The following is a 19,514-nucleotide window of genomic DNA, read 5'->3' on the forward strand; positions in this document are numbered from 1 at the left end:
TTATAAGGAAAACTCAGTGTCGACTTTGGAACAGTTTATTGGTCATACACCGTTAGTACGTTTACAACGTCTGGTGGAAGGGATAGATGCAGAAGTATGGGTAAAACTAGAGGGCAATAATCCAGCTGGTTCAGTGAAGGATCGCGCTGCATTTTCCATGATCAATGAGGCTGAAAAGCGTGGGGAAATTAAACCCGGAGATACCCTGATAGAAGCAACTAGCGGTAATACAGGCATTGCACTGGCGATGATTGCCGCAGTTAAAGGGTACAAATTAAAGTTGTTGATGCCCGATAATATGAGCCAAGAACGCAAAGCTTCGATGCAAGCCTATGGTGCAGAACTGATTTTAGTTAGTACAACGGTTGGAATGGAAGGGGCGCGTGATTTAGCCCAAGAAATGGCCAATCAGGGCGAAGGAAAAGTTCTCGACCAGTTTAATAATTCTGATAATCCATTAGCGCATTTTAAAACAACAGGGCCTGAAATTTGGCAACAAACAGAAGGGCGTATCACCCATTTTGTTTCCAGTATGGGAACGACCGGTACTATAACTGGCGTTAGCCGCTACTTAAAATCTCAATCAAGTGATGTTCAGATTATTGGATTACAGCCAGAAGAGAAAAGCCAAATTCCGGGCATTCGTCGTTGGTCTCCGGGATATTTACCGGGGATTTTTGATAGTAAGCTTGTTGATAGCGTGTTAGATATCAACCAGAAAGACGCAGAAGAGACGATGAGAGCGTTAGCTAAGTATGAAGGTATCTTTTGTGGAGTGAGTTCTGGTGGGGCGGTTGCAGGGGCTTTACGGGTTGCAAAACAGAATCCCGGAGCGGTGATTGTGGCTATTATCTGTGATAGAGGTGACCGCTATCTATCAACGGGTGTTTTTGACAGATAATATCAATAGATACAGTAAAACCACCAGAAGTGAGCCAATAACGCTGGCGCTGCTGGTGGTTTTTTATTAGGCTCGATTAATTGCGACTATTTTTTAATGCGCATAATGACAGTTTCACCGACTGTCACAGAACCGCTTAACTTATTCAGTTCTTTAATCTCATCCATGTTTGAAATCACAACCGGTGTTAAGGTTGATTTGGCTTTTTCTTCTAAAAGAGCTAAGTCAAACTCAATGACTAAATCCCCTTTCTTCACCGTTTGGCCTTCTTCAGCAATACGTTTAAAACCTTCACCTTTAAGTTCAACGGTATCAATACCAAAGTGAACAAATAGTTCTATGCCATCATCTGATTCAATGGAGAACGCATGGTTAGTTTCAAAAATCTTACCAATAGTACCATCAACTGGAGAGACAATTTTGTTTCCGGTAGGCTTGATAGCAATACCATCACCAACAATTTTCTCAGCAAACACAACGTCTGGAACATCTTCAATATTGACGATTTCACCTGATAGAGGGGCGATAATTTCAATACTGCCACTGCTACTTTTGTCTTCCGAAACTAGTGATTTGAGTTTGTCAAACAGACCCATGGACCTTCTCCTAATCGTTTTATATGGGACCGAACTAATGTGCTGCTGCTAGCATAACGTTTTTTCTTGGATAAAGGTATCTACAAGTTTAATCAATTCTTCGGCAGTCGGTTGAGCAAGTGCTTGCTCGGCGAGAGCCTTAGCATCAGAAAAATTCGCATTACGAATGAGTTTCTTGATGCGAGGAATTGAGATTGCGCTCATGCTAAATTCGTCCAGCCCCATGCCTAACAGCAATAAGGTCGCACGTTCATCACCTGCTAATTCGCCACACATTCCCGTCCATTTCCCCTCAGCATGAGAAGCATCAATAACTTGCTTAATCAAGTTTAAGACGGCTGGAGACATTGGATTATAAAGGTGAGAAATCAGCTCATTACCACGGTCAACCGCTAAAGTGTATTGAGTGAGATCATTCGTCCCAATACTAAAGAAATCAACTTCTTTTGCCAAATGATGGGCGATAACTGCAGCCGCTGGCGTTTCCACCATAATACCGACTTCAATCGATTCATCAAAGGCTTTACCTTCTTCTCGTAGCTGCTCTTTAAGCATCTCAAGTTCTGCTTTCAATTCCCTAACTTCCTCAACGGAAATCACCATCGGGAACATAATGCGCAGTTTACCAAATTTAGATGCCCTTAAAATAGCTCTTAATTGAGAGTGTAGAATTTCTTTGCGATCAAGACAAATACGAATTGCACGCCAGCCAAGGAATGGGTTTTCCTCTTTTGGTAAATTCATATAAGGTAAGTCTTTATCTCCACCGATATCCATGGTGCGGACAATCACTGCTTGGCTGCCCATCGCTTCTGCAACCGCTTTATATGCTTGGAACTGTTCTTCCTCGCTAGGTAAAGCGTCTCGGTCCATGAATAAAAATTCAGTACGGTATAAACCAACACCTTCCGCACCGTTGCGCTCAGCGCCGGCGACATCACGCACAGTACCGATATTGGCACAGACCTCAACTTGATGACCATCGAGAGTAATTGCGGGCAAATCTTTCAGTTTCGCCAGCTCTTCTTTTTCTTTCAAATATTCAGCATTAGAGGCTTTGAGCTTGTCGATTTCGCTTTCTGATGGATTCAGATAAATGACGTTATTAACACCGTCAAGCACGATAAAATCGCCATTTTTTACTTTGCTTGTTGCGTCGGAGGTTCCGACGATAGCTGGGATCTCTAATGAACGAGCCATGATGGATGTGTGAGACGTCCGTCCACCTAAGTCGGTGATAAAGCCTAAAACTTTATCGAGATTCAGCTGGGCTGTCTCTGATGGTGTTAAATCAGGTGCCACGAGGATAACTTCTTCAGTGATAGCGCTTAAATCAACAATTGGCATGTTGAGGATATTTCTTAGCAAGCGCTTACCAATATCACGTACGTCAGCAGCACGTTCTTTTAAATATTCGTCATCTAAAGCTTCAAGGGCTTGAGCTTGATCTTCGATGACAGAGTAAACTGCGGCATCAGCCGTTTTTTTGTCACCTTTGATTAAGGTGATAATTTCTTGCTCAAGTTCTTCATCTTCCAGCAACATAATATGGCCTTCAAAAATCTCAGCTTTTTCCGCACCAAGATTTTTTTCTGCTTTCTCTTTGATGAGGCAGAGCTGTTCGGCTGATTTGTTACGTCCATCAATGAAGTTTTGGATCTCTTTATCGATTTGTTCATCGCTAATTTTGCGAGTGCTAACGACGATAGGATCTTCTTTGAGGATGAGAGCCTGACCAAAAGCAAAACCTGGGGATACTAAAATTCCTGAAATCATAATATTACCTTACTACTGGTAGGAGTTTTGATGTTGCAGAGACAACAGTAGATATACGTGATTAAGCAGGTGTCCCTGAATAAAATATTCAGGGACAGAGAATCATTTCGTTAAAATCGATCTCTTGAGGGGGAAATTATTCTAATTCGCCCATCAGTTTAACTAAAAATTCAACTGCTTGTTGCTCGTCTTCACCTTCAGCGGAAATTGTCACTACAGTGCCTTGGGTTAAACCTAAAGTTTGTAATTTGAACAAGCTTTTTGCACTTGCTGATTTGCCGCCAGAACTCAAAGTAATGTCAGATGTGAATGCTTTTGCTTCTTTCACGAATTGAGCAGCAGGGCGAGTGTGTAAACCGTTTGGTGCTGTAATGGTGACTTCTTGCTGGAACATAGTATTTCCTCAATAACTTTAGTTTTTATCATTACCCAGCGTATTGTAGATGAAATATGCTGAGCATGCGTATAATTAGATTATTAACTAATAAAAAGGTTTCCAACTTTGTGCAGTATCAACCCTTTTACAGTTTACCTGGTTTAATTTTCACATCACTCATTTGATAAGCCAAAATTAGAGCTGACTAAAAAATGATTAATTTCGAGGTGTGAAATAATTAGTATGTTTAATACTAAACACTGAGTAAGAAATCATCTCAATCCGTGCTAAATTATGATCTCTCCCACAAAAAAAGCACCCAACAGGTGCTTTTTTAACGAAATATTAACGTGTGAAAAATTATTCGGCATTAATATCAGCAAATAGGGCGGTTGATAGATAACGTTCACCTGATGAGGGTAAAATCACGACAATATTTTTCCCTTGGTACTCTGGTTGGGCTGCCAGTTTAGCGGCTGCTGCAATCGCTGCACCTGAAGATATTCCGGCTAAAATACCTTCTTTCTCCATGAGTTCGCGAGCCGTTTGAATGGCTTCGTCATCGCTAATTTGTACCACTTTATCCACTAAAGAAAGATCTAAATTACCAGGGATAAACCCAGCACCGATACCTTGAATTTTATGTGGACCAGGTTTGATTTCATCGCCAGCAAGCGCTTGGCTAATGACTGGAGACGTGATTGGCTCTACAGCGACCATTACAACGTCTTTTTTTCCTTGGGTATTTTTCAAATAGCGCGCAATACCGGTAATTGTGCCACCAGTACCAACACCCGACACAACCACGTCGACTTTACCGTCAGTATCTTGCCAGATTTCTGGGCCGGTTGTTTTTTCATGGATTTCTGGGTTAGCTGGATTATTAAATTGTTGTAATAGTAAGTATTTATCTGGGTTGCTGCTGATAATCTCTTCAGCTTTAGCAATCGCACCTTTCATTCCTTTAGCACCTTCGGTTAGTACTAAATTTGCGCCTAAAGCTTTCAGTAATTTACGACGTTCAACACTCATGGTCTCTGGCATGGTGAGTGTCAGTTTATAGCCGCGAGCTGCAGCAACATAAGCCAGTGCAATTCCTGTGTTCCCGCTAGTCGGTTCAACAAGCTCTTTATCTTTAGTTAGGATGCCTTTTTTCTCTGCATCCCAAATCATGCTGGCACCTACTCGGCACTTTACACTAAAACTTGGGTTACGAGATTCCACTTTAGCCAAAATATTACCGTTGCCGAAATGCTTTAAACGCACTAAAGGTGTATTACCAATGGTCAACGAGTTATCTTCATAAATTTTGCTCATGGGACATCCTTAAAATAAACGTTTTGTCGAGAAATTAGGGGTTCATCGAAATTGAACATGAATTGAACATACGTGAACATGGAATTAATGCAAATATGATTTCCCTATAGGATATAACTAATGGTTATTAATTTATAGGCACTTATAACTTGATGGGTGTTTTATTCGAAAGGCGAAATAAGATAGAAAGATATGCAGGGAAATTGCCTGCATATCTCAAAAATAGATTAGTAACGTGCGTAGCGAGCACGATAGCGATCAACCCACATAAGGGTCGCGCCACAGACTGCAACGGGCATAAGAACTAAGTTAATAAATGGGATCATCATTAAAAGGCTAACCACGCCACCAAACTGAATGTTATTCATGCGGTCTTTAGCTAGAGCTTGTTTCATCTCAGCAAATCCAACACGATGGTTATCAAAAGGATAATCACAATATTGAATGGACATCATCCATGCCCCGAATAAAAACCATAAAATTGGGGCAATAGTTTGACCGATACCCGGAATAAAGAATAAAACCAGTAAAATAAGCGCACGTGGTAGGTAGTAGGCAATACGGACTAGCTCGCGTTTTACCATACGAGGAATATCTTTCATTAATTCTGCAATACCCGTATCTGGTGCCGGTTTTCCGGTGAGTTCCGCTTCTAAATGTTCAGAAAGCCAGCCATTGAACGGTGCAGCGATAATATTTGCGACGGTACTGAAAAAATAACTGAAAACCAATAAGATAGAAATGACAGCCATTGGCCAAATAAGATAATCAAGCCATTGTAACCAACTTGGAATATAACTCATTACCTGATTAATCCAGTCACCTAGCTTGCTGTAAAGCCACCAAAAAGCGCCTCCTAGCAACAGAATATTTGCCAAAAGAGGTAAAATAACAAAGCGTTTAATGCCTGGACGTGTGATTAATCGCCATCCTTGTGTAAAATAATAAAAACCAGAATGATTTTTTTGTGGCGAAAATGTCGATTGGGTCATACTTCTTATTATCTCCTTTGCGGGTGAAGATGTATCATATAGATATGAATTTACACTGACTAGTGATAATTTTGTATAAAAAAGCAGCAAATAAAGGCAGATTATTCTCTTTCTTGTAAGAAAATCGTTCTGAGGGTTGCACTTAGAGCAATTGAGAAATAATCTTAAGGTAGTTCCCGCCGTGATGGCATCATTATTCATCAACTAGAGATAGCAGCGATGCAGGATTTGCGTCTAATATTAGTGGTCGTAGGTGCGATAGCCATTGTCGCTTTATTACTGCATGGTTTATGGACCAGCCGTAAAGAGCGCTCTAAGTTATTTCGCGATCGACCTGTAAAACGTAGAAAAAATGAAACACAGGAAAATTCATCGGCGTATGATGATTCAGCCTTGTTTACAGAAAATCAACCCGCACAAAAAGCCGTTGTTGAGCCTGAACCTATCTATATGGTGAAAGATGAGCCTCGTGTTGAACCTGCTGTGCAGTCACAGACTGTGGTTAAACATGATGCTGAGCCAGAATTTAATTTGGCGATGGATGATGCTCATCATAATTCAGGGCGGCATGAAAAACCGGCTGCATCAGAACCGGTATTTGCACCTCATGCTGAAACTCGCCACGCTCCAGAACAGCTCACGATCAGTATGGCTGATGAAGTCGTCGATGATGTGGAGCATGTGTCTGAACCGGTGAGAATTTACAAAGAGCCTATGATGGGGGTTGATACCCATGAAGCGGCTCAGCCAGTTCATCATGAGCATATTGAACAGCATTCTCAGTCCACAGAACAAGCATCTGCATCAAATGGTAAAGAAACTGTTCTGGTTCTCCATGTTGCAGCTCATCAAGGGCATGTGCTGGAGGGCGATGCGTTACTGCAAAGTATTCTCCAAGCAGGATTCCAATTTGGTGAAATGAATATTTTCCATCGCCATGTGAATCCATCAGGTACAGGTCCAGTGCTCTTTAGTCTGGCCAATATGGTTAAGCCGGGGTCGTTTGATCCGGATACGATGTCAGAATTTACCACACCGGGGGTCTCTATCTTTATGATGGTGCCATCTTACGGTGAAGCCAGTCAAAACTTTAAATTGATGCTACAGGCTGCACAACGGATTGCCTCCGATGCCGGAGGGGTTGTGTTGGATGATGAACGTAAAATACTGACACCTCAAAAAATAGAGGTGTATCATGCAAGAATTCGAAATACATTAAGTTAATTAAAACCCCCGTAACTGGGGGTTTTTTATATCTACTCTGGTGAAACATGACGACGAAACAGCCCCAAGATGCGCTAAAACAAAAAATTGACTCTTTAAAACAGCAACTGCGCCATCACGAATATTTATATCATGTGCTCGATGCGCCTGAAATTCCCGATGTGGAATATGACAAGCTGATGCAAGAGCTAAAAGGTCTAGAAGCAGAAAACCCTGAATTAATTACGACAGACTCTCCGACACAACGGGTTGGCGCCGCGCCATTAACCGCTTTTGGCACCGTGCGCCATGAAGTCCCTATGCTATCTTTAGATAACGTTTTTGATGAAGAGAGCTATCTGGCATTTGATAAACGTGTAAAAGATAGGCTCAATAATCACACAGAATTAACATTTTGCTGTGAATTGAAACTGGATGGTTTGGCTGTCAGTTTATTGTATGAAAATGGCGAGTTAGTCCAAGCAGCGACCCGTGGTGATGGCTCAGTTGGTGAGAATATTACGGTAAACGTCAGAACCATTAAGGCGATTCCATTGCGTTTACGTGGAGATAATATTCCTGCACGCGTCGAAATTCGTGGTGAAGTTTTCATGCCACAAAAAGGTTTTGAAGCCATGAATGAAGAGGCTCGCAGAACGGATGGAAAAATATTTGCTAACCCACGTAATGCAGCAGCAGGTTCATTGCGTCAGTTAGACCCTCGCATCACGGCAAAGCGACCTTTAACCTTTTACTGCTATGGTGTGGGTCTGGTAGAGGGAAATACCCTACCAGATACGCATTATGAACGCCTAATGCAGTTTAAAGCGTGGGGGTTACCTGTAAGCGAACATGTTCAATTACGAGTCGGTTGCCAACAAGTTCTCGACTTCTATCACCATGTTGAAAAAATTCGCCCAACTTTAGGTTTCGATATCGACGGTGTGGTGATTAAAGTCAATGATATTGCGACGCAAGAAAAATTAGGCTTTGTTTCCAGAGCACCTCGTTGGGCAACTGCGTTTAAATTCCCAGCGCAAGAGCAGTTAACTTTATTAAAAGATGTTGAGTTTCAAGTTGGACGTACAGGTGCAATTACCCCTGTGGCTCGTTTAGAGCCTGTCCAAGTTGCAGGAGTGGTCGTCAGTAATGCGACTTTGCATAATGCGGACGAAATAGAACGCCTTGGGGTACGTATTGGTGATACGGTGGTGATCCGCCGTGCGGGGGATGTTATTCCACAAATTGTGAGTGTGGTGATGGATAAACGCCCTGCGGATAGCCGTGAAATTACTTTCCCAACTCAGTGCCCAGTTTGTCATTCTGATATTGAACGAGTAGAGGGAGAAGCCGTTGCTCGTTGTACCGGTGGTTTAACCTGTGGTGCCCAATTGAAAGAGTCGTTAAAGCATTTTGTTTCCCGTCGTGCAATGGATGTCGATGGTATGGGAGATAAAATTATTGAACAACTGGTAGATGCCGAATACGTGAAGAATGCGGCTCAGTTGTATCAGTTATCGGCAGGGAAATTAACCGGTCTGGAAAGAATGGGGCCAAAATCTGCACAGAAACTGATTGATGCGTTGGAAAAATCGAAACAAACCACGTTAGCGCGCTTTATCTATGCGTTGGGGATCCGTGAAGTAGGGGAGGCTACAGCAGCCAACTTAGCCTCTCATTATGCTTCTTTAGATGCGGTGATGGCCGCAGATGAAGAATCTCTCAAAGCGGTACAAGATATTGGCGAAGTTGTGGCTAAACATGTGGTGAATTTTTTCCATGAAGAGCATAACCGCCAAGTTATTCATGACTTGCTGACCATCGCCAATATCCACTGGCCTGAAGTAAAAGTGGTGAATAGTGATGAAATCGATAGCCCATTTGCAGGAAAAACGGTGGTGTTAACGGGCTCAATGAGCCGGCTCACTCGTGACGAAGCGAAGGATCAATTGGTGGCTTTAGGCGCAAAAGTAGCAGGTAGTGTGTCGAAGAAGACCGATATGGTGATTGCTGGGGAAGCTGCTGGTTCAAAGCTGGCTAAAGCGATTGAACTGGGTGTAAAAGTTATTGATGAAGATGAGTTAGTTCGTTTGCTGAATATCTGATCGTGACCTATATTTAATTCGCCGTGCCATTATCAATAATTGTGATAATGGCATTTACAATTTTAGGGGCGGTTAGTTCATTACTTGTTAAACGTGACCTAGGCTTCGTTTTTAGAAAATAGATGCTCTCAGTTTTCATATTAATGTGACTCCAGTCTCGTTTAAATGTTGTCTATTACATAGAATATGCACATAGACTGATTTTTAACTTTGTTGGAGTCGTAAATGACCTCGATCCTGCACTTTATCTTATCCATTGTTGTTATCGCTGCTCTTGCGATTTTGGCGAGTAGTAACCGTAAGGGGATCCGTCCTCGTTATGTTATTCAGCTTCTTGTCATCCAAATCGCATTGGCTTATTTGTTCTTAAAATCAAATATCGGTGAATCTTTTGTTCTAGGAATTGCTGGGGTATTTACTCACTTATTAGGCTATGCCGCAGAAGGGACTAAATTTATTTTCGGTGGGATGATCGAAGGTAATTTAGCGTTCTTCTTCCTTCAAGTCCTTTGCCCAATTATCTTCATTTCAGCACTCATCGGTATTTTACAGCACGTTAAAATTTTACCTTTTGTAATTCGTATCATCGGTACAGTGCTATCGAAAGTGAATGGCATGGGTAAATTAGAATCATTTAACGCAGTCAGTTCTTTGTTATTGGGTCAGTCAGAAAACTTTATTGCTTATAAAGACCAGTTAAGCAAAATGTCTGAAAGAAGAATGTACACCATGGCAGCCACCGCGATGTCGACGGTTTCAATGTCAATTGTTGGTGCGTACATGACCATGCTGGATCCAAAATATGTGGTTGCAGCATTAGTTCTGAACATGTTTGGTACATTCGTCGTGTTATCGTTAATCAACCCTTATTCTCCAGAAGGTGAAGAAGACATTCAAATGCGCAGTTTGCATGAAGGTCAAAGCTTCTTTGAAATGCTGGGTGAGTATATCCTTGCTGGGTTTAAAGTTGCGATCATCGTATCGGCAATGTTGATTGGGTTTATCGCTCTGATTGCCATGATCAACGGTATCTGTTCCGCTATCTTTGGTATTAGCTTCCAAACCATGCTGGGCTACGTATTCTATCCATTTGCTTGGATGCTGGGTATTCCTGCTAATGAAGCACTGCAAGTCGGTGGTATCATGGCCGTGAAGATGGTTACCAACGAGTTTGTTGCAATGGATGGATTAAAAGCAGTTGCAGCCGGATTATCTGACCGTTCTGTCGGTATTCTGTCAGTATTCTTAGTTTCATTCGCGAACTTCTCATCTATTGGTATCATTGCTGGTGCGATCAAAGGATTAGATGAGAAACAAGGTAATACCGTAGCGCGTTTTGGTCTGAAATTATTGTTCGGCTCAACATTAGTCAGCTTCCTGTCAGCTGCGGTGGTAGGATTAATTCTGTAATTTTCTAAAAAGTGTTACAGTGATAAACGGCATTCATCGAATGCCGTTTTTTTTGATACTGACAAAGTGAAAACTTCATATGGAAAAACAAGATTTATTAGATATTGCTAACACCTATATGCCGTTTGGAAAATATAAAGGCTGTGTCCTAATCGATTTACCTGAAGAGTATCTATTGTGGTTTTACAAAAAAGGCGAGTTTCCACAAGGTCGTTTAGGACAATTGATGGAAATGACGTTAGGGCTGAAAATCGAAGGGCTGGATAGCATTGTTAAACCCCTAAAGCGTAAATAAGCCATAGAGGTTCAACTCGGAACTAGGAAGCGCCTAGTAGCTGTCTTGCTGCCTCGATACCTGATTGATATGCACCATGAACAGTTCCTGCTCCTAATAGTGCTAAATGTTCCCCAGCGAAGAATAATTTTTCATTAATAGGTTGTTTTAATCGCTCAATTTGGTTTGTTGAATAGTTATTGGCTGGGTAGCTAAATGAGCCATAGGAATAAATATCTTTTTCCCAGTCGGTTTTTAATAGCTGAATTGGCTTCGGAACATGATCAAAAACTTTAGTTAAGGAATCATATAACTCTTTCCAAGCTGTCTGCTCATCACATTCTTCGAGCCATTTTGCTGAAAGCCCACCAAATAAAAACAGTAGCGTCGGTTTTTGGTAGATAGCGCTTACATCCATAAAATTAAGCCAATAGTCTGATTCATGGATATACATACTATTGACGTTACTTAACGTCTCTTCACGCCAGAAGGCGTGTTCAAAAGTCACGAATAATTTATTGAAAATGCCAAATCCTAGTTGAGATATTGCTTCTTGCTTTACAGTGGGTAATGGCGGTAAAAACTGGATTACATTCTTTTTAAGAACCCCTAATGGAACCGTTATCAGAACTTGACTCGCAGTCAGCTTTTGTCCAGAAACGGTCGTCACTACCACATAGTCATATTGATAATCGATATGGTGAACGGGGTGATTCGTACGTATATCCAACTTGTTTGATAATGTTTTTATTATTTGATGATATCCGTGAGGGAAAATGACCTCATCGCCGTCACAAAAGCCTTCCAGCTGAAGAAAGTGAGGTGATAGCGTTTCTAGCGTACAAGCACAAGGGTCTTCGGCGATAGCTTCAAAAAATTCATGTAAGCCATCCCGTAACTGCTCAAAAAGAGGTTGATCAGCATGATGCTGTTTGGTTAGTAACTGATGGAATTCTAGACTCTGTAACCAGCTATTTAATGCATCTGCAGCACTGTTAAATTTGCATGGAGAGGAAATAGTTTCAAATTGATTCATCAAATAATCAAGACCTGCTTCAAAAGCTGCCTTTTCCTTTTCACAAAGGATTAAACCATTCTTCTTATAGAAAATAGCATCTTGATAATTGAATACAACTGTTTGGATTTGATGTTGCTGAGCAATTGCACTAATGGGATTGCCATTAATTCCGTGGATCCACGACGCACCCAAGTCATAGAACTGTCCGGCAATTTCATGGGTATGAATTCGCCCTCCTAGACGGTCTCTAGCTTCTAAAATAATGACTTTCTTACCTTGGGACTGTAATTGATTTGTTGCGGATAAACCTGAAATACCTGCTCCTATCACAATGATATCGGCATCTAGTTGTGGCATAACTCACCCAGTTGAAATGGAAAGTAACAGATACACCAATGTGCATCTAATAATTTTATTTAAATGAAATTATTAGATGATTATATATGAGGTCATTAATTGTAGATAGAAGCTGGCGATAAAATAACTGTTAATTTAATGAGTTATATACAGATTGGGGGGTAACTACAGGGGAGGATCTGATGATCATAAACAAAAAAGATTCGATGGAAAGTTTGGTGGAGCTAAGCGGGATCGAACCGCTGACCTCTTGCATGCCATGCAAGCGCTCTCCCAGCTGAGCTATAGCCCCAATCGAATATTTTGTTATACCTTGTTGGGTATTTGCCACCTAAACTGGATTTTTAGATGGTGGAGCTAAGCGGGATCGAACCGCTGACCTCTTGCATGCCATGCAAGCGCTCTCCCAGCTGAGCTATAGCCCCAAACAAAATCTTTTGGACGGGTGGCATCATATTCAAGCTAGGTTTGAGTGTCAATATATTAATATGAGTTTTGGGTTTAATTGCTGAAATATAGAGCATTTTGCAATCAATTCCCACTTGGAGGGAACGAAACAAAGAAACAGCCTCTGAGTGACAGAGGCTGTAAGATAACTTATTGTGCGAAAGCTTCTCGCTCTGCGATATAAGCCAGTGCTTTATCAATGCGAGCAACCGAACGAGCTTGACCAATAGCATGGACAGTCACGTCCAGTCCTGGAGATTGACCAGCACCTGTTACAGCGACACGAAGTGGCATACCAACCTTGCCCATACCGACTTCTAGTTCAGCAGCGGTGGCTTCAATTGCTTGATGAACATTTTCTGCTGTCCAATCAGAAATCGCGATCAGCTTATCTTTAACAACTTCTAATGGCTGACGAGCAACGGGACGTAGATGTTTTTTCGCGGCATCGGCATCAAAAGCGTCAAAATCTTGGTAGAAGTAATGACAAGACTCTGCCATCTCTTTTAATGTTTTGCAACGTTCACCCAGTAATTTAATCAGTTCGACTAATTGCGGGCCATTGCTGGTGTCGATATTTTGCTGTTCAATGTGCCATGCAAGGTATGTTGCGACTTCTTCAGCTGGCATGGTATTGATGTAGTGATGGTTCAGCCACTGCAACTTTTCAGTATTGAACGCACTGGCTGATTTACTGATAGCATCAAGAGAGAAATATTCTTTCATTTCTTCAATAGAGAAAATTTCTTGATCCCCATGTGACCAACCTAAACGGACTAAATAGTTAAGTAATGCTTGAGGTAAATAGCCATCATCACGATATTGCATGACACTAACAGCGCCATGGCGTTTAGACAATTTCTTACCGTCATCGCCTAAGATCATCGAAACGTGAGCATACTCAGGCACTGGTGCCCCTAATGCTTTTAGAATGTTAATTTGACGAGGGGTGTTGTTGATATGATCTTCACCACGGATAACGTGCGTGATCTCCATATCCCAGTCATCAATAACTACACAGAAATTATAAGTTGGAGAACCATCGGTACGACGAATAATCAAATCGTCTAGCTCTTGGTTACTAAATTCAATAGGCCCACGAATAGTGTCATTGAAAATCACAGAGCCGTCTTGTGGGTTACGGAAGCGTACAACGTGTGGCTCATCTGGAGTGTGGCTGTGCGCATGGTCACGGCAACAACCATCGTAGCGAGGTTTTTCGCCTTTTGCCATTTGGTCTTCGCGTAATGCTTCTAAACGCTCTTTCGAGCAGTAGCAACGATAAGCAGTACCTGCAGTTAGCATGTCGTCAATAACCGCGTTATAACGGTCAAAACGTTTAGTTTGGTAGTAAGGACCCTCATCCCAATTTAAATTCAACCAGTTCATCCCGTCCATAATGGCATCGATAGCTTCCTGAGTTGAACGTTCTAAGTCGGTATCTTCGATACGCAGGACAAATTCACCTTGATTGTGACGGCTGAATAACCAGGAGTAGAGAGCGGTACGAGCACCACCAACGTGCAGGTAGCCTGTTGGACTTGGTGCAAAACGGGTTTTGATTTTACTCATCGAGATTGCCTTAATTACGAAACATGGTTTCTTATACGCTTATATTCATCGGATATTTGCAAAATCACATTGCTATATAATAGATAGTGATTGGTATAAAAGGAGATACGCGGATCTAAAAAGACCACTTTTTGCGCCAACCTTACATCCAGAAGTTGCTAAGCATTGATAAAATGTATCCCTATTCTATCATCCTGCAACGAATCCTCAATCAGCTTATCTCTATACAGATAAAGAAAATCAGCAAATTATGGAAAATGGGCAGAAATTTTTCAGGAGACAAATCATTTTCACTTTCTTAAAGGACTTTTTTGGAAAAAGATTGTAGCTGTCTGATTAAAAAGGGGGCTTTCCTGGTGATATTTAAAACATCTTGATTATTTTTGCAACGAACAGAAAAAATCTCTTCAAAAACCGTTGACTCAGAACTCAGTATCCCTATAATGCCACTCCATCGACGACGGGGCGATTAGCTCAGTTGGTAGAGCACCTCCCTTACAAGGAGGGGGTCAGTGGTTCGAGCCCGCTATCGCCCACCACCGTTGACGATGAAAATAAATAATTGGGCGATTAGCTCAGTTGGTAGAGCACCTCCCTTACAAGGAGGGGGTCAGTGGTTCGAGCCCGCTATCGCCCACCAATTATTTATTACAATGTGGTTATCATGAAGTGGGCGATTAGCTCAGTTGGTAGAGCACCTCCCTTACAAGGAGGGGGTCAGTGGTTCGAGCCCGCTATCGCCCACCACTTCATTAGTTATTCGCATTAAAAAACTTTCAGATGGGTCGTTAGCTCAGTTGGTAGAGCAGTTGACTTTTAATCAATTGGTCGCAGGTTCGAATCCTGCACGACCCACCATCTAAAGTAGTAAATAATTCAAGCCATACAGATGGGTCGTTAACTCAGTTGGTAGGATCGTTAACTGTTAATAAGATGGTTGCAGGTTCAACCCGAAGGGTGAGACCGAAGGTCGAAGAATCCTGTACGTTCTCGACATTATATTAGTACAAAAAATCAAAAATAGATGGGTCGTTAGCTCAGTTGGTAGAGCAGTTGACTTTTAATCAATTGGTCGCAGGTTCGAATCCTGCACGACCCACCATCTCAAGTAAAGCTTCAATAATTGAACCATACCTCGACAAGATGGTTGCAGGTTCGACACGAAGTGTAAGTCCGAAGGACTTAAATCCTGCACGACCCACCATCTCAAAGAAACTCCCCAAGAATAAACAACTCTACTATTTACACATTGTACGTTGAGTGTAGGTGAGAAGCTGCGCTCAGGTTCGAGCCGAGCGAAGCGAGACAGCGTTGCGCTTGCCGCAACGACCCGAAGGGCGAGGGCAAAGCCCGAGTAATCCTGCACGACCCACCATCTCAAGTAAAGCTTCAATAATTGAACCATACCTCGACAAAATGGTTGCAGGTTCGACACGAAGTGTCAGCTCGAAGAGCTCAAATCCTGCACGACCCACTATCTATCAAATATTTTCTATATATCCAGACTAATCACTATGTTAAGCGTTTTATGCCTGTTATGTGATTATTTATATATACCCCGAAAAGGGTATTCACATTGCAGTGTTATTAAGCGTTATATCAATAAATATATTAAGAATATAAATTTAGGGGTTTACTCTGTTCGAGTGGGATTCAATCTAGTTAATGGTAGGTTATTTAAGCTTTCCAATACACGGTGAGTTTTATGTTGAGGGGCTATATTCAATTAAAATAATGAATTTAAATTAAATAAGTAAATTTACCTATCCCAACGAACTGTATAGTGCTGAGTTTATTATGTAACATGAATAAAGTACTTTATGTATATATAATGGGTTAATAGTAACTATCTAAGTGATTAAATAGATCTTTTTTTCGGACTGGAAATACTCGCATAAGGATTATTATGCATTAGGTTCGGTTGCAGAATCTAATAAATTTTTGTGAATTTCTAATGGAAATTCACATCATTTAGTTAATAAAATGATATCATTCTAGTGGTAGATTGAAAGAAAATCCTGGTTATTCCTGTTTCGATAGTCAAAAAAAACAATAAATTCCACTTGTGCTCGGTGAAATAATATTTAAATAAGATTATCGATAATCATTAAAGTATATATTTTTGTGATATTCATCAAGTAAAGTGAACATTGAACTTCCTTAACGTTAATGTTTTGTTATGTTGAATAAGGTGATGCATTAAATTCGCTGGCTACTTTAAAAATATAGTGATTTAATTTAATTGTAACATGCTGTCCATAGATGTATGTTGTTGATGCTCGGTGTTGCAAAATAGTTATATATGTAAAATGTATATTTTTTTACTTTCTTTTACAGAATATTGGTATTTGATGTATCTTATAGCTTAAAAATACATCATCGTTATTCTGAAACCATTAACTTTGTTACAGTGTTAAATTATTCTGTTTATTTCTTTTATTTTTGGATTAATTGGCGGGAAGGTGGTGTTTTTTTAGTGAATAATATTGTTGAGGTGCGTTGCACCTAAATTAACTAGGTGGTATTCACTGTCCGTTAAATAATATAACCATATGAAAGTATTAGGATAATTATCCTTATCATCTTATTTGTATAGGAAGTAATATTTTGTTACATAGTTGCAATGTCATTTTTGGACTAGTTGAAACTAATTAGATGGCTAGTATATTATTTGCTTAGTGATGTAGGATGTATCACCATGTTTATATCAATGAGCTATAGTTATTATAGTTATATAAAATAACAATAAAAAACTGCGGAAAAATATCTGCTGATTTTTATTCAATTAATATATTGAAGCGAGAATGTTTATGAATACAAAATATCCTGTCGCTTGTGCAGTTGGACAAAAAATTAAATCGTTAAGAAAAGCTCAAGGCTATACTGTGTTTCAATTAGCTAAAGAGATTGACATCAGCGAGCAGCAATTATTTCGTTATGAACGCGGTGTGAACCGTATCGATATTGATTGCTTAGTTCGTGTATTAAAAGTATTAGGCGTGAATATGGGAGAATTCTTTGGCGAAGTGCTTCAGGATGATATGAATGCCACTGAAGGAAAAGAATCTAAAGGGTTTAATGACTCGATTTATTCTCTAGTATAGTATTTTCCTATCTACCCACGTTTCATTATGAAACGAAAATGGAAATTCGTAATTAGATTGATTCAATTTAGAACGAAAATATGGAATTTAATTAATTAAGCGTGAGTATTTGAATATATATACTTTCTTTTCTAATACACTTACTAAAAATAAAAGCCCTTAGGGGCTTTTATTTTTATATATAATCGAATTCCTAAAAACGAAATGTGAATTCTTACAGAATTGAAATTTTTCTCAATAGGCTAGCTTAGCTCTAATTTTACTGGTTCCAATATCACCGTAACAATTCGCGGGCCAATCATTTCCTCAATCTTTATCTGTATATTATCCAATCTAATAATATTTCCTTGTACTGGCTGGTTATCCGTATTTACGTGAATAAAGTGATCCAATGTTTTGTTGGAATCCACTTCCAGTTGGATACCATAAGATTCGAATATTTCATTGACTCGAGTCGTTCCTTTTAAGCTTAATCCTGTTTCTGGCAACTCAATAGGTTCTAATGCTAAAGCTGTTTTTCCAGAGAATAAACGCTCTAGAAATGCTCTATTTTGAGGTTTTAGAACAACAAATAAGTGGTCTCTAGCTAATAGCATGGTTGAGCCTCTAGGAGGAAGGACGCTTTTTCCTCGGGTTATCATGGCGATAACAGTTTGATCGGGTAAGGCTAATTCTGACAAACGGCGACCTACCGCTGAACAGTCATCACCAAGTGTATATTCCACTAAATCGGCATCAATTTGATCAACAGCTGTGATATCTAAGGTTGCCGCTGGTATCAACGGCGGTGGCTGCATCAGATTTAATCGTCGTGCAAAATAAGGTAATGTAGAGCCTTGTAGAGTCGCTGAAATTAATACGACGAAGAATACCACATCAAAAATAAGGTTTGCGCCAGGTAGACCATAAATAAATGGGAATATAGCCAGAATAATTGGGACTGATCCTCTTAGGCCAACCCAAGATATCAGGGTGTTTTCATTTCGAGTAAAACCAAATATTTTTAATACAGGAATCACGGCTAATGGGCGTGCGATGAATGTTAATACTAACGCAATCATTAACCCCTCTTGCCATACTTCGATTAATGAGCTTGGATTCACCAATAGCCCTAACATGACGAACATGATGATTTGGCTTAACCACGCGAGTCCATCATGAAATAAAAAGGTATTACGTTGAAATACAAATGAATGATTCCCGATGACCACTCCGGTAATAAATATAGACAAGAACCCGCTACCGCCTAAATTACTGGCAACACCGAAGGAAAATAAACCACAGGCAGCAACAAGCACAGGATAGAGCCCAGCGGTTAACAATTTAATTTTATTGATGATTTTAATCGAAATCCAGCCGACACTAATACCCACCGCTGCACCAACCCCCATCTGGCTGACAAACAGTAAAGCAAGTTCACTTCCTGTTGCTTGAGGATTCATAAGTAGCTGCAATAGACCAACCGTTAAAAAAATAGCCATTGGATCGTTGGTTGCACTTTCTATCTCTAATGTGGCTTGTAAACGTTCATTAAGGTAGATCCCTGCATTACGTAATAATGAAAATACTGCGGCAGCATCAGTTGAACCGACTATTGCTCCAAGCAACAATCCTTCAAGAAGAGGTATACCAAGGATATATGCAGCTGCGAGTCCTGTGATCCCTGCCGTCACTAAAACCCCAAAGGTAGCGAGGGTAAATGCAGGTTTCCAAACTAATTTGATGGATTTAACGGAAGTCTGTAAACCACCATCAAATAAAATTATAGCGAGCGCAAGGGATCCGACAGCATAAGAAACGTTAACATTATCAAAGGTTATTTTTCCAAGACCATCTTCTCCCGCTAGCATGCCGACAAATAGGAACATAACCAGCATGGGTAAGCCTAATCTTGCAGAGAGTTTACTAGAAAAAATACCCAGTAAAATCAATATAGATGAAAGTAAAATCAGTTGTTCAATAGTCGGCATAATCAGTTGTCAGTTAAGTGGTTGATAAAACGCTGACGATGCATCGCAAAGCGTACGAAGTAGCTCTTGATTTTATTAAAGTGACAAAAATATGCA

General features: G+C 40.5%; 14 protein-coding genes, 7 tRNA genes and 1 other RNA gene. 12 read left to right on the forward strand and 10 right to left on the reverse strand.

Features of this window, described 5'->3' with window-relative positions:
• The first annotated feature begins 16 nt into the window (after positions 1 to 16).
• Positions 17 to 901: a cysteine synthase CysM gene (gene cysM, locus PR761_RS00995; protein WP_039855041.1), complete on the forward strand. Its 885-nt coding sequence runs from the start codon at positions 17 to 19 to the stop codon at positions 899 to 901.
• An 86-nt stretch (positions 902 to 987) separates the two neighbouring features.
• Here the strand turns inward: cysM and crr are convergent, their stop codons facing one another.
• From crr to cysZ, 5 genes are all read right to left on the reverse strand, one after another.
• Positions 988 to 1,497: a PTS glucose transporter subunit IIA gene (gene crr, locus PR761_RS01000; RefSeq protein ID WP_006814669.1), complete on the reverse strand. Its 510-nt coding sequence runs from the start codon at positions 1,495 to 1,497 to the stop codon at positions 988 to 990.
• Between the two features lie 48 nt (positions 1,498 to 1,545).
• Positions 1,546 to 3,273, reverse strand: a complete 1,728-nt coding sequence (gene ptsI / locus PR761_RS01005) for a phosphoenolpyruvate-protein phosphotransferase PtsI (protein ID WP_112837042.1) — start codon at positions 3,271 to 3,273, stop codon at positions 1,546 to 1,548.
• 136 nt (positions 3,274 to 3,409) lie between these two features.
• Positions 3,410 to 3,667, reverse strand: a complete 258-nt coding sequence (gene ptsH / locus PR761_RS01010) for a phosphocarrier protein Hpr (RefSeq protein ID WP_006658608.1) — start codon at positions 3,665 to 3,667, stop codon at positions 3,410 to 3,412.
• Between the two features lie 342 nt (positions 3,668 to 4,009).
• A complete protein-coding gene (gene cysK, locus PR761_RS01015) occupies positions 4,010 to 4,966 on the reverse strand; it encodes a cysteine synthase A (RefSeq protein WP_006814667.1) in 957 nt (318 codons plus the stop codon).
• A gap of 227 nt (positions 4,967 to 5,193) precedes the next feature.
• On the reverse strand, positions 5,194 to 5,958 hold the full coding sequence (cysZ, locus tag PR761_RS01020; RefSeq protein ID WP_006814666.1) for a sulfate transporter CysZ: 765 nt from the start codon (positions 5,956 to 5,958) through the stop codon (positions 5,194 to 5,196).
• 219 nt (positions 5,959 to 6,177) lie between these two features.
• On the opposite strand from cysZ, the gene zipA reads away from it, so the two are divergent.
• The 4 genes from zipA (at position 6,178) to PR761_RS01040 (ending at position 10,971) form a co-directional block, all read left to right on the forward strand.
• On the forward strand, positions 6,178 to 7,182 hold the full coding sequence (zipA, locus tag PR761_RS01025) for a cell division protein ZipA (RefSeq protein WP_006814665.1): 1,005 nt from the start codon (positions 6,178 to 6,180) through the stop codon (positions 7,180 to 7,182).
• A 47-nt stretch (positions 7,183 to 7,229) separates the two neighbouring features.
• Positions 7,230 to 9,266: an NAD-dependent DNA ligase LigA gene (gene ligA, locus PR761_RS01030; protein ID WP_006814664.1), complete on the forward strand. Its 2,037-nt coding sequence runs from the start codon at positions 7,230 to 7,232 to the stop codon at positions 9,264 to 9,266.
• Between the two features lie 225 nt (positions 9,267 to 9,491).
• Positions 9,492 to 10,676, forward strand: coding sequence for a NupC/NupG family nucleoside CNT transporter (locus tag PR761_RS01035; protein WP_006814662.1), 1,185 nt, complete (start codon positions 9,492 to 9,494; stop codon positions 10,674 to 10,676).
• A gap of 79 nt (positions 10,677 to 10,755) precedes the next feature.
• Positions 10,756 to 10,971 carry a DUF3820 family protein gene (locus tag PR761_RS01040; protein WP_006814661.1) on the forward strand — a complete coding sequence of 72 codons (216 nt, stop codon included), beginning with the start codon at positions 10,756 to 10,758 and terminating at the stop codon, positions 10,969 to 10,971.
• 22 nt (positions 10,972 to 10,993) lie between these two features.
• On the opposite strand, the gene PR761_RS01045 is transcribed toward PR761_RS01040, so the two are convergent.
• The 4 genes from PR761_RS01045 to gltX all read right to left on the reverse strand — a co-directional run bounded on the left by PR761_RS01045 (position 10,994) and on the right by gltX (position 14,344).
• Positions 10,994 to 12,325 (reverse strand): flavin monoamine oxidase family protein, encoded by a 1,332-nt coding sequence (locus PR761_RS01045; RefSeq protein WP_006814660.1) that lies wholly within the window; start codon positions 12,323 to 12,325, stop codon positions 10,994 to 10,996.
• Between the two features lie 216 nt (positions 12,326 to 12,541).
• Positions 12,542 to 12,617, reverse strand: a tRNA-Ala gene (locus PR761_RS01050).
• A 57-nt stretch (positions 12,618 to 12,674) separates the two neighbouring features.
• A tRNA-Ala gene (locus PR761_RS01055) sits at positions 12,675 to 12,750 on the reverse strand.
• Positions 12,751 to 12,922: 172 nt separating this feature from the next.
• On the reverse strand, positions 12,923 to 14,344 hold the full coding sequence (gene gltX / locus PR761_RS01060) for a glutamate--tRNA ligase (protein ID WP_154610575.1): 1,422 nt from the start codon (positions 14,342 to 14,344) through the stop codon (positions 12,923 to 12,925).
• Between the two features lie 463 nt (positions 14,345 to 14,807).
• On the opposite strand from gltX, the gene PR761_RS01065 reads away from it, so the two are divergent.
• From PR761_RS01065 to PR761_RS01095, 7 genes are all read left to right on the forward strand, one after another.
• A tRNA-Val gene (locus PR761_RS01065) sits at positions 14,808 to 14,883 on the forward strand.
• Positions 14,884 to 14,908: 25 nt separating this feature from the next.
• Positions 14,909 to 14,984 (forward strand) — tRNA-Val (locus PR761_RS01070).
• A 31-nt stretch (positions 14,985 to 15,015) separates the two neighbouring features.
• A tRNA-Val gene (locus tag PR761_RS01075) sits at positions 15,016 to 15,091 on the forward strand.
• A gap of 35 nt (positions 15,092 to 15,126) precedes the next feature.
• Positions 15,127 to 15,202, forward strand: a tRNA-Lys gene (locus PR761_RS01080).
• A gap of 168 nt (positions 15,203 to 15,370) precedes the next feature.
• A tRNA-Lys gene (locus tag PR761_RS01085) sits at positions 15,371 to 15,446 on the forward strand.
• Between the two features lie 144 nt (positions 15,447 to 15,590).
• Positions 15,591 to 15,719, forward strand: a non-coding RNA gene (locus PR761_RS01090) — RtT sRNA.
• A gap of 1,435 nt (positions 15,720 to 17,154) precedes the next feature.
• Positions 17,155 to 17,448, forward strand: coding sequence for a helix-turn-helix domain-containing protein (locus tag PR761_RS01095; RefSeq protein WP_039855388.1), 294 nt, complete (start codon positions 17,155 to 17,157; stop codon positions 17,446 to 17,448).
• Between the two features lie 242 nt (positions 17,449 to 17,690).
• Here the strand turns inward: PR761_RS01095 and PR761_RS01100 are convergent, their stop codons facing one another.
• Positions 17,691 to 19,418, reverse strand: a complete 1,728-nt coding sequence (locus PR761_RS01100) for a potassium/proton antiporter (RefSeq protein WP_112837036.1) — start codon at positions 19,416 to 19,418, stop codon at positions 17,691 to 17,693.
• Positions 19,419 to 19,514: the final 96 nt, after the last annotated feature.

This window comes from Providencia sp. PROV210 (assembly GCF_028479445.1).
In the GTDB taxonomy this organism is placed as follows: Bacteria; Pseudomonadota; Gammaproteobacteria; order Enterobacterales; family Enterobacteriaceae; genus Providencia; species Providencia rustigianii.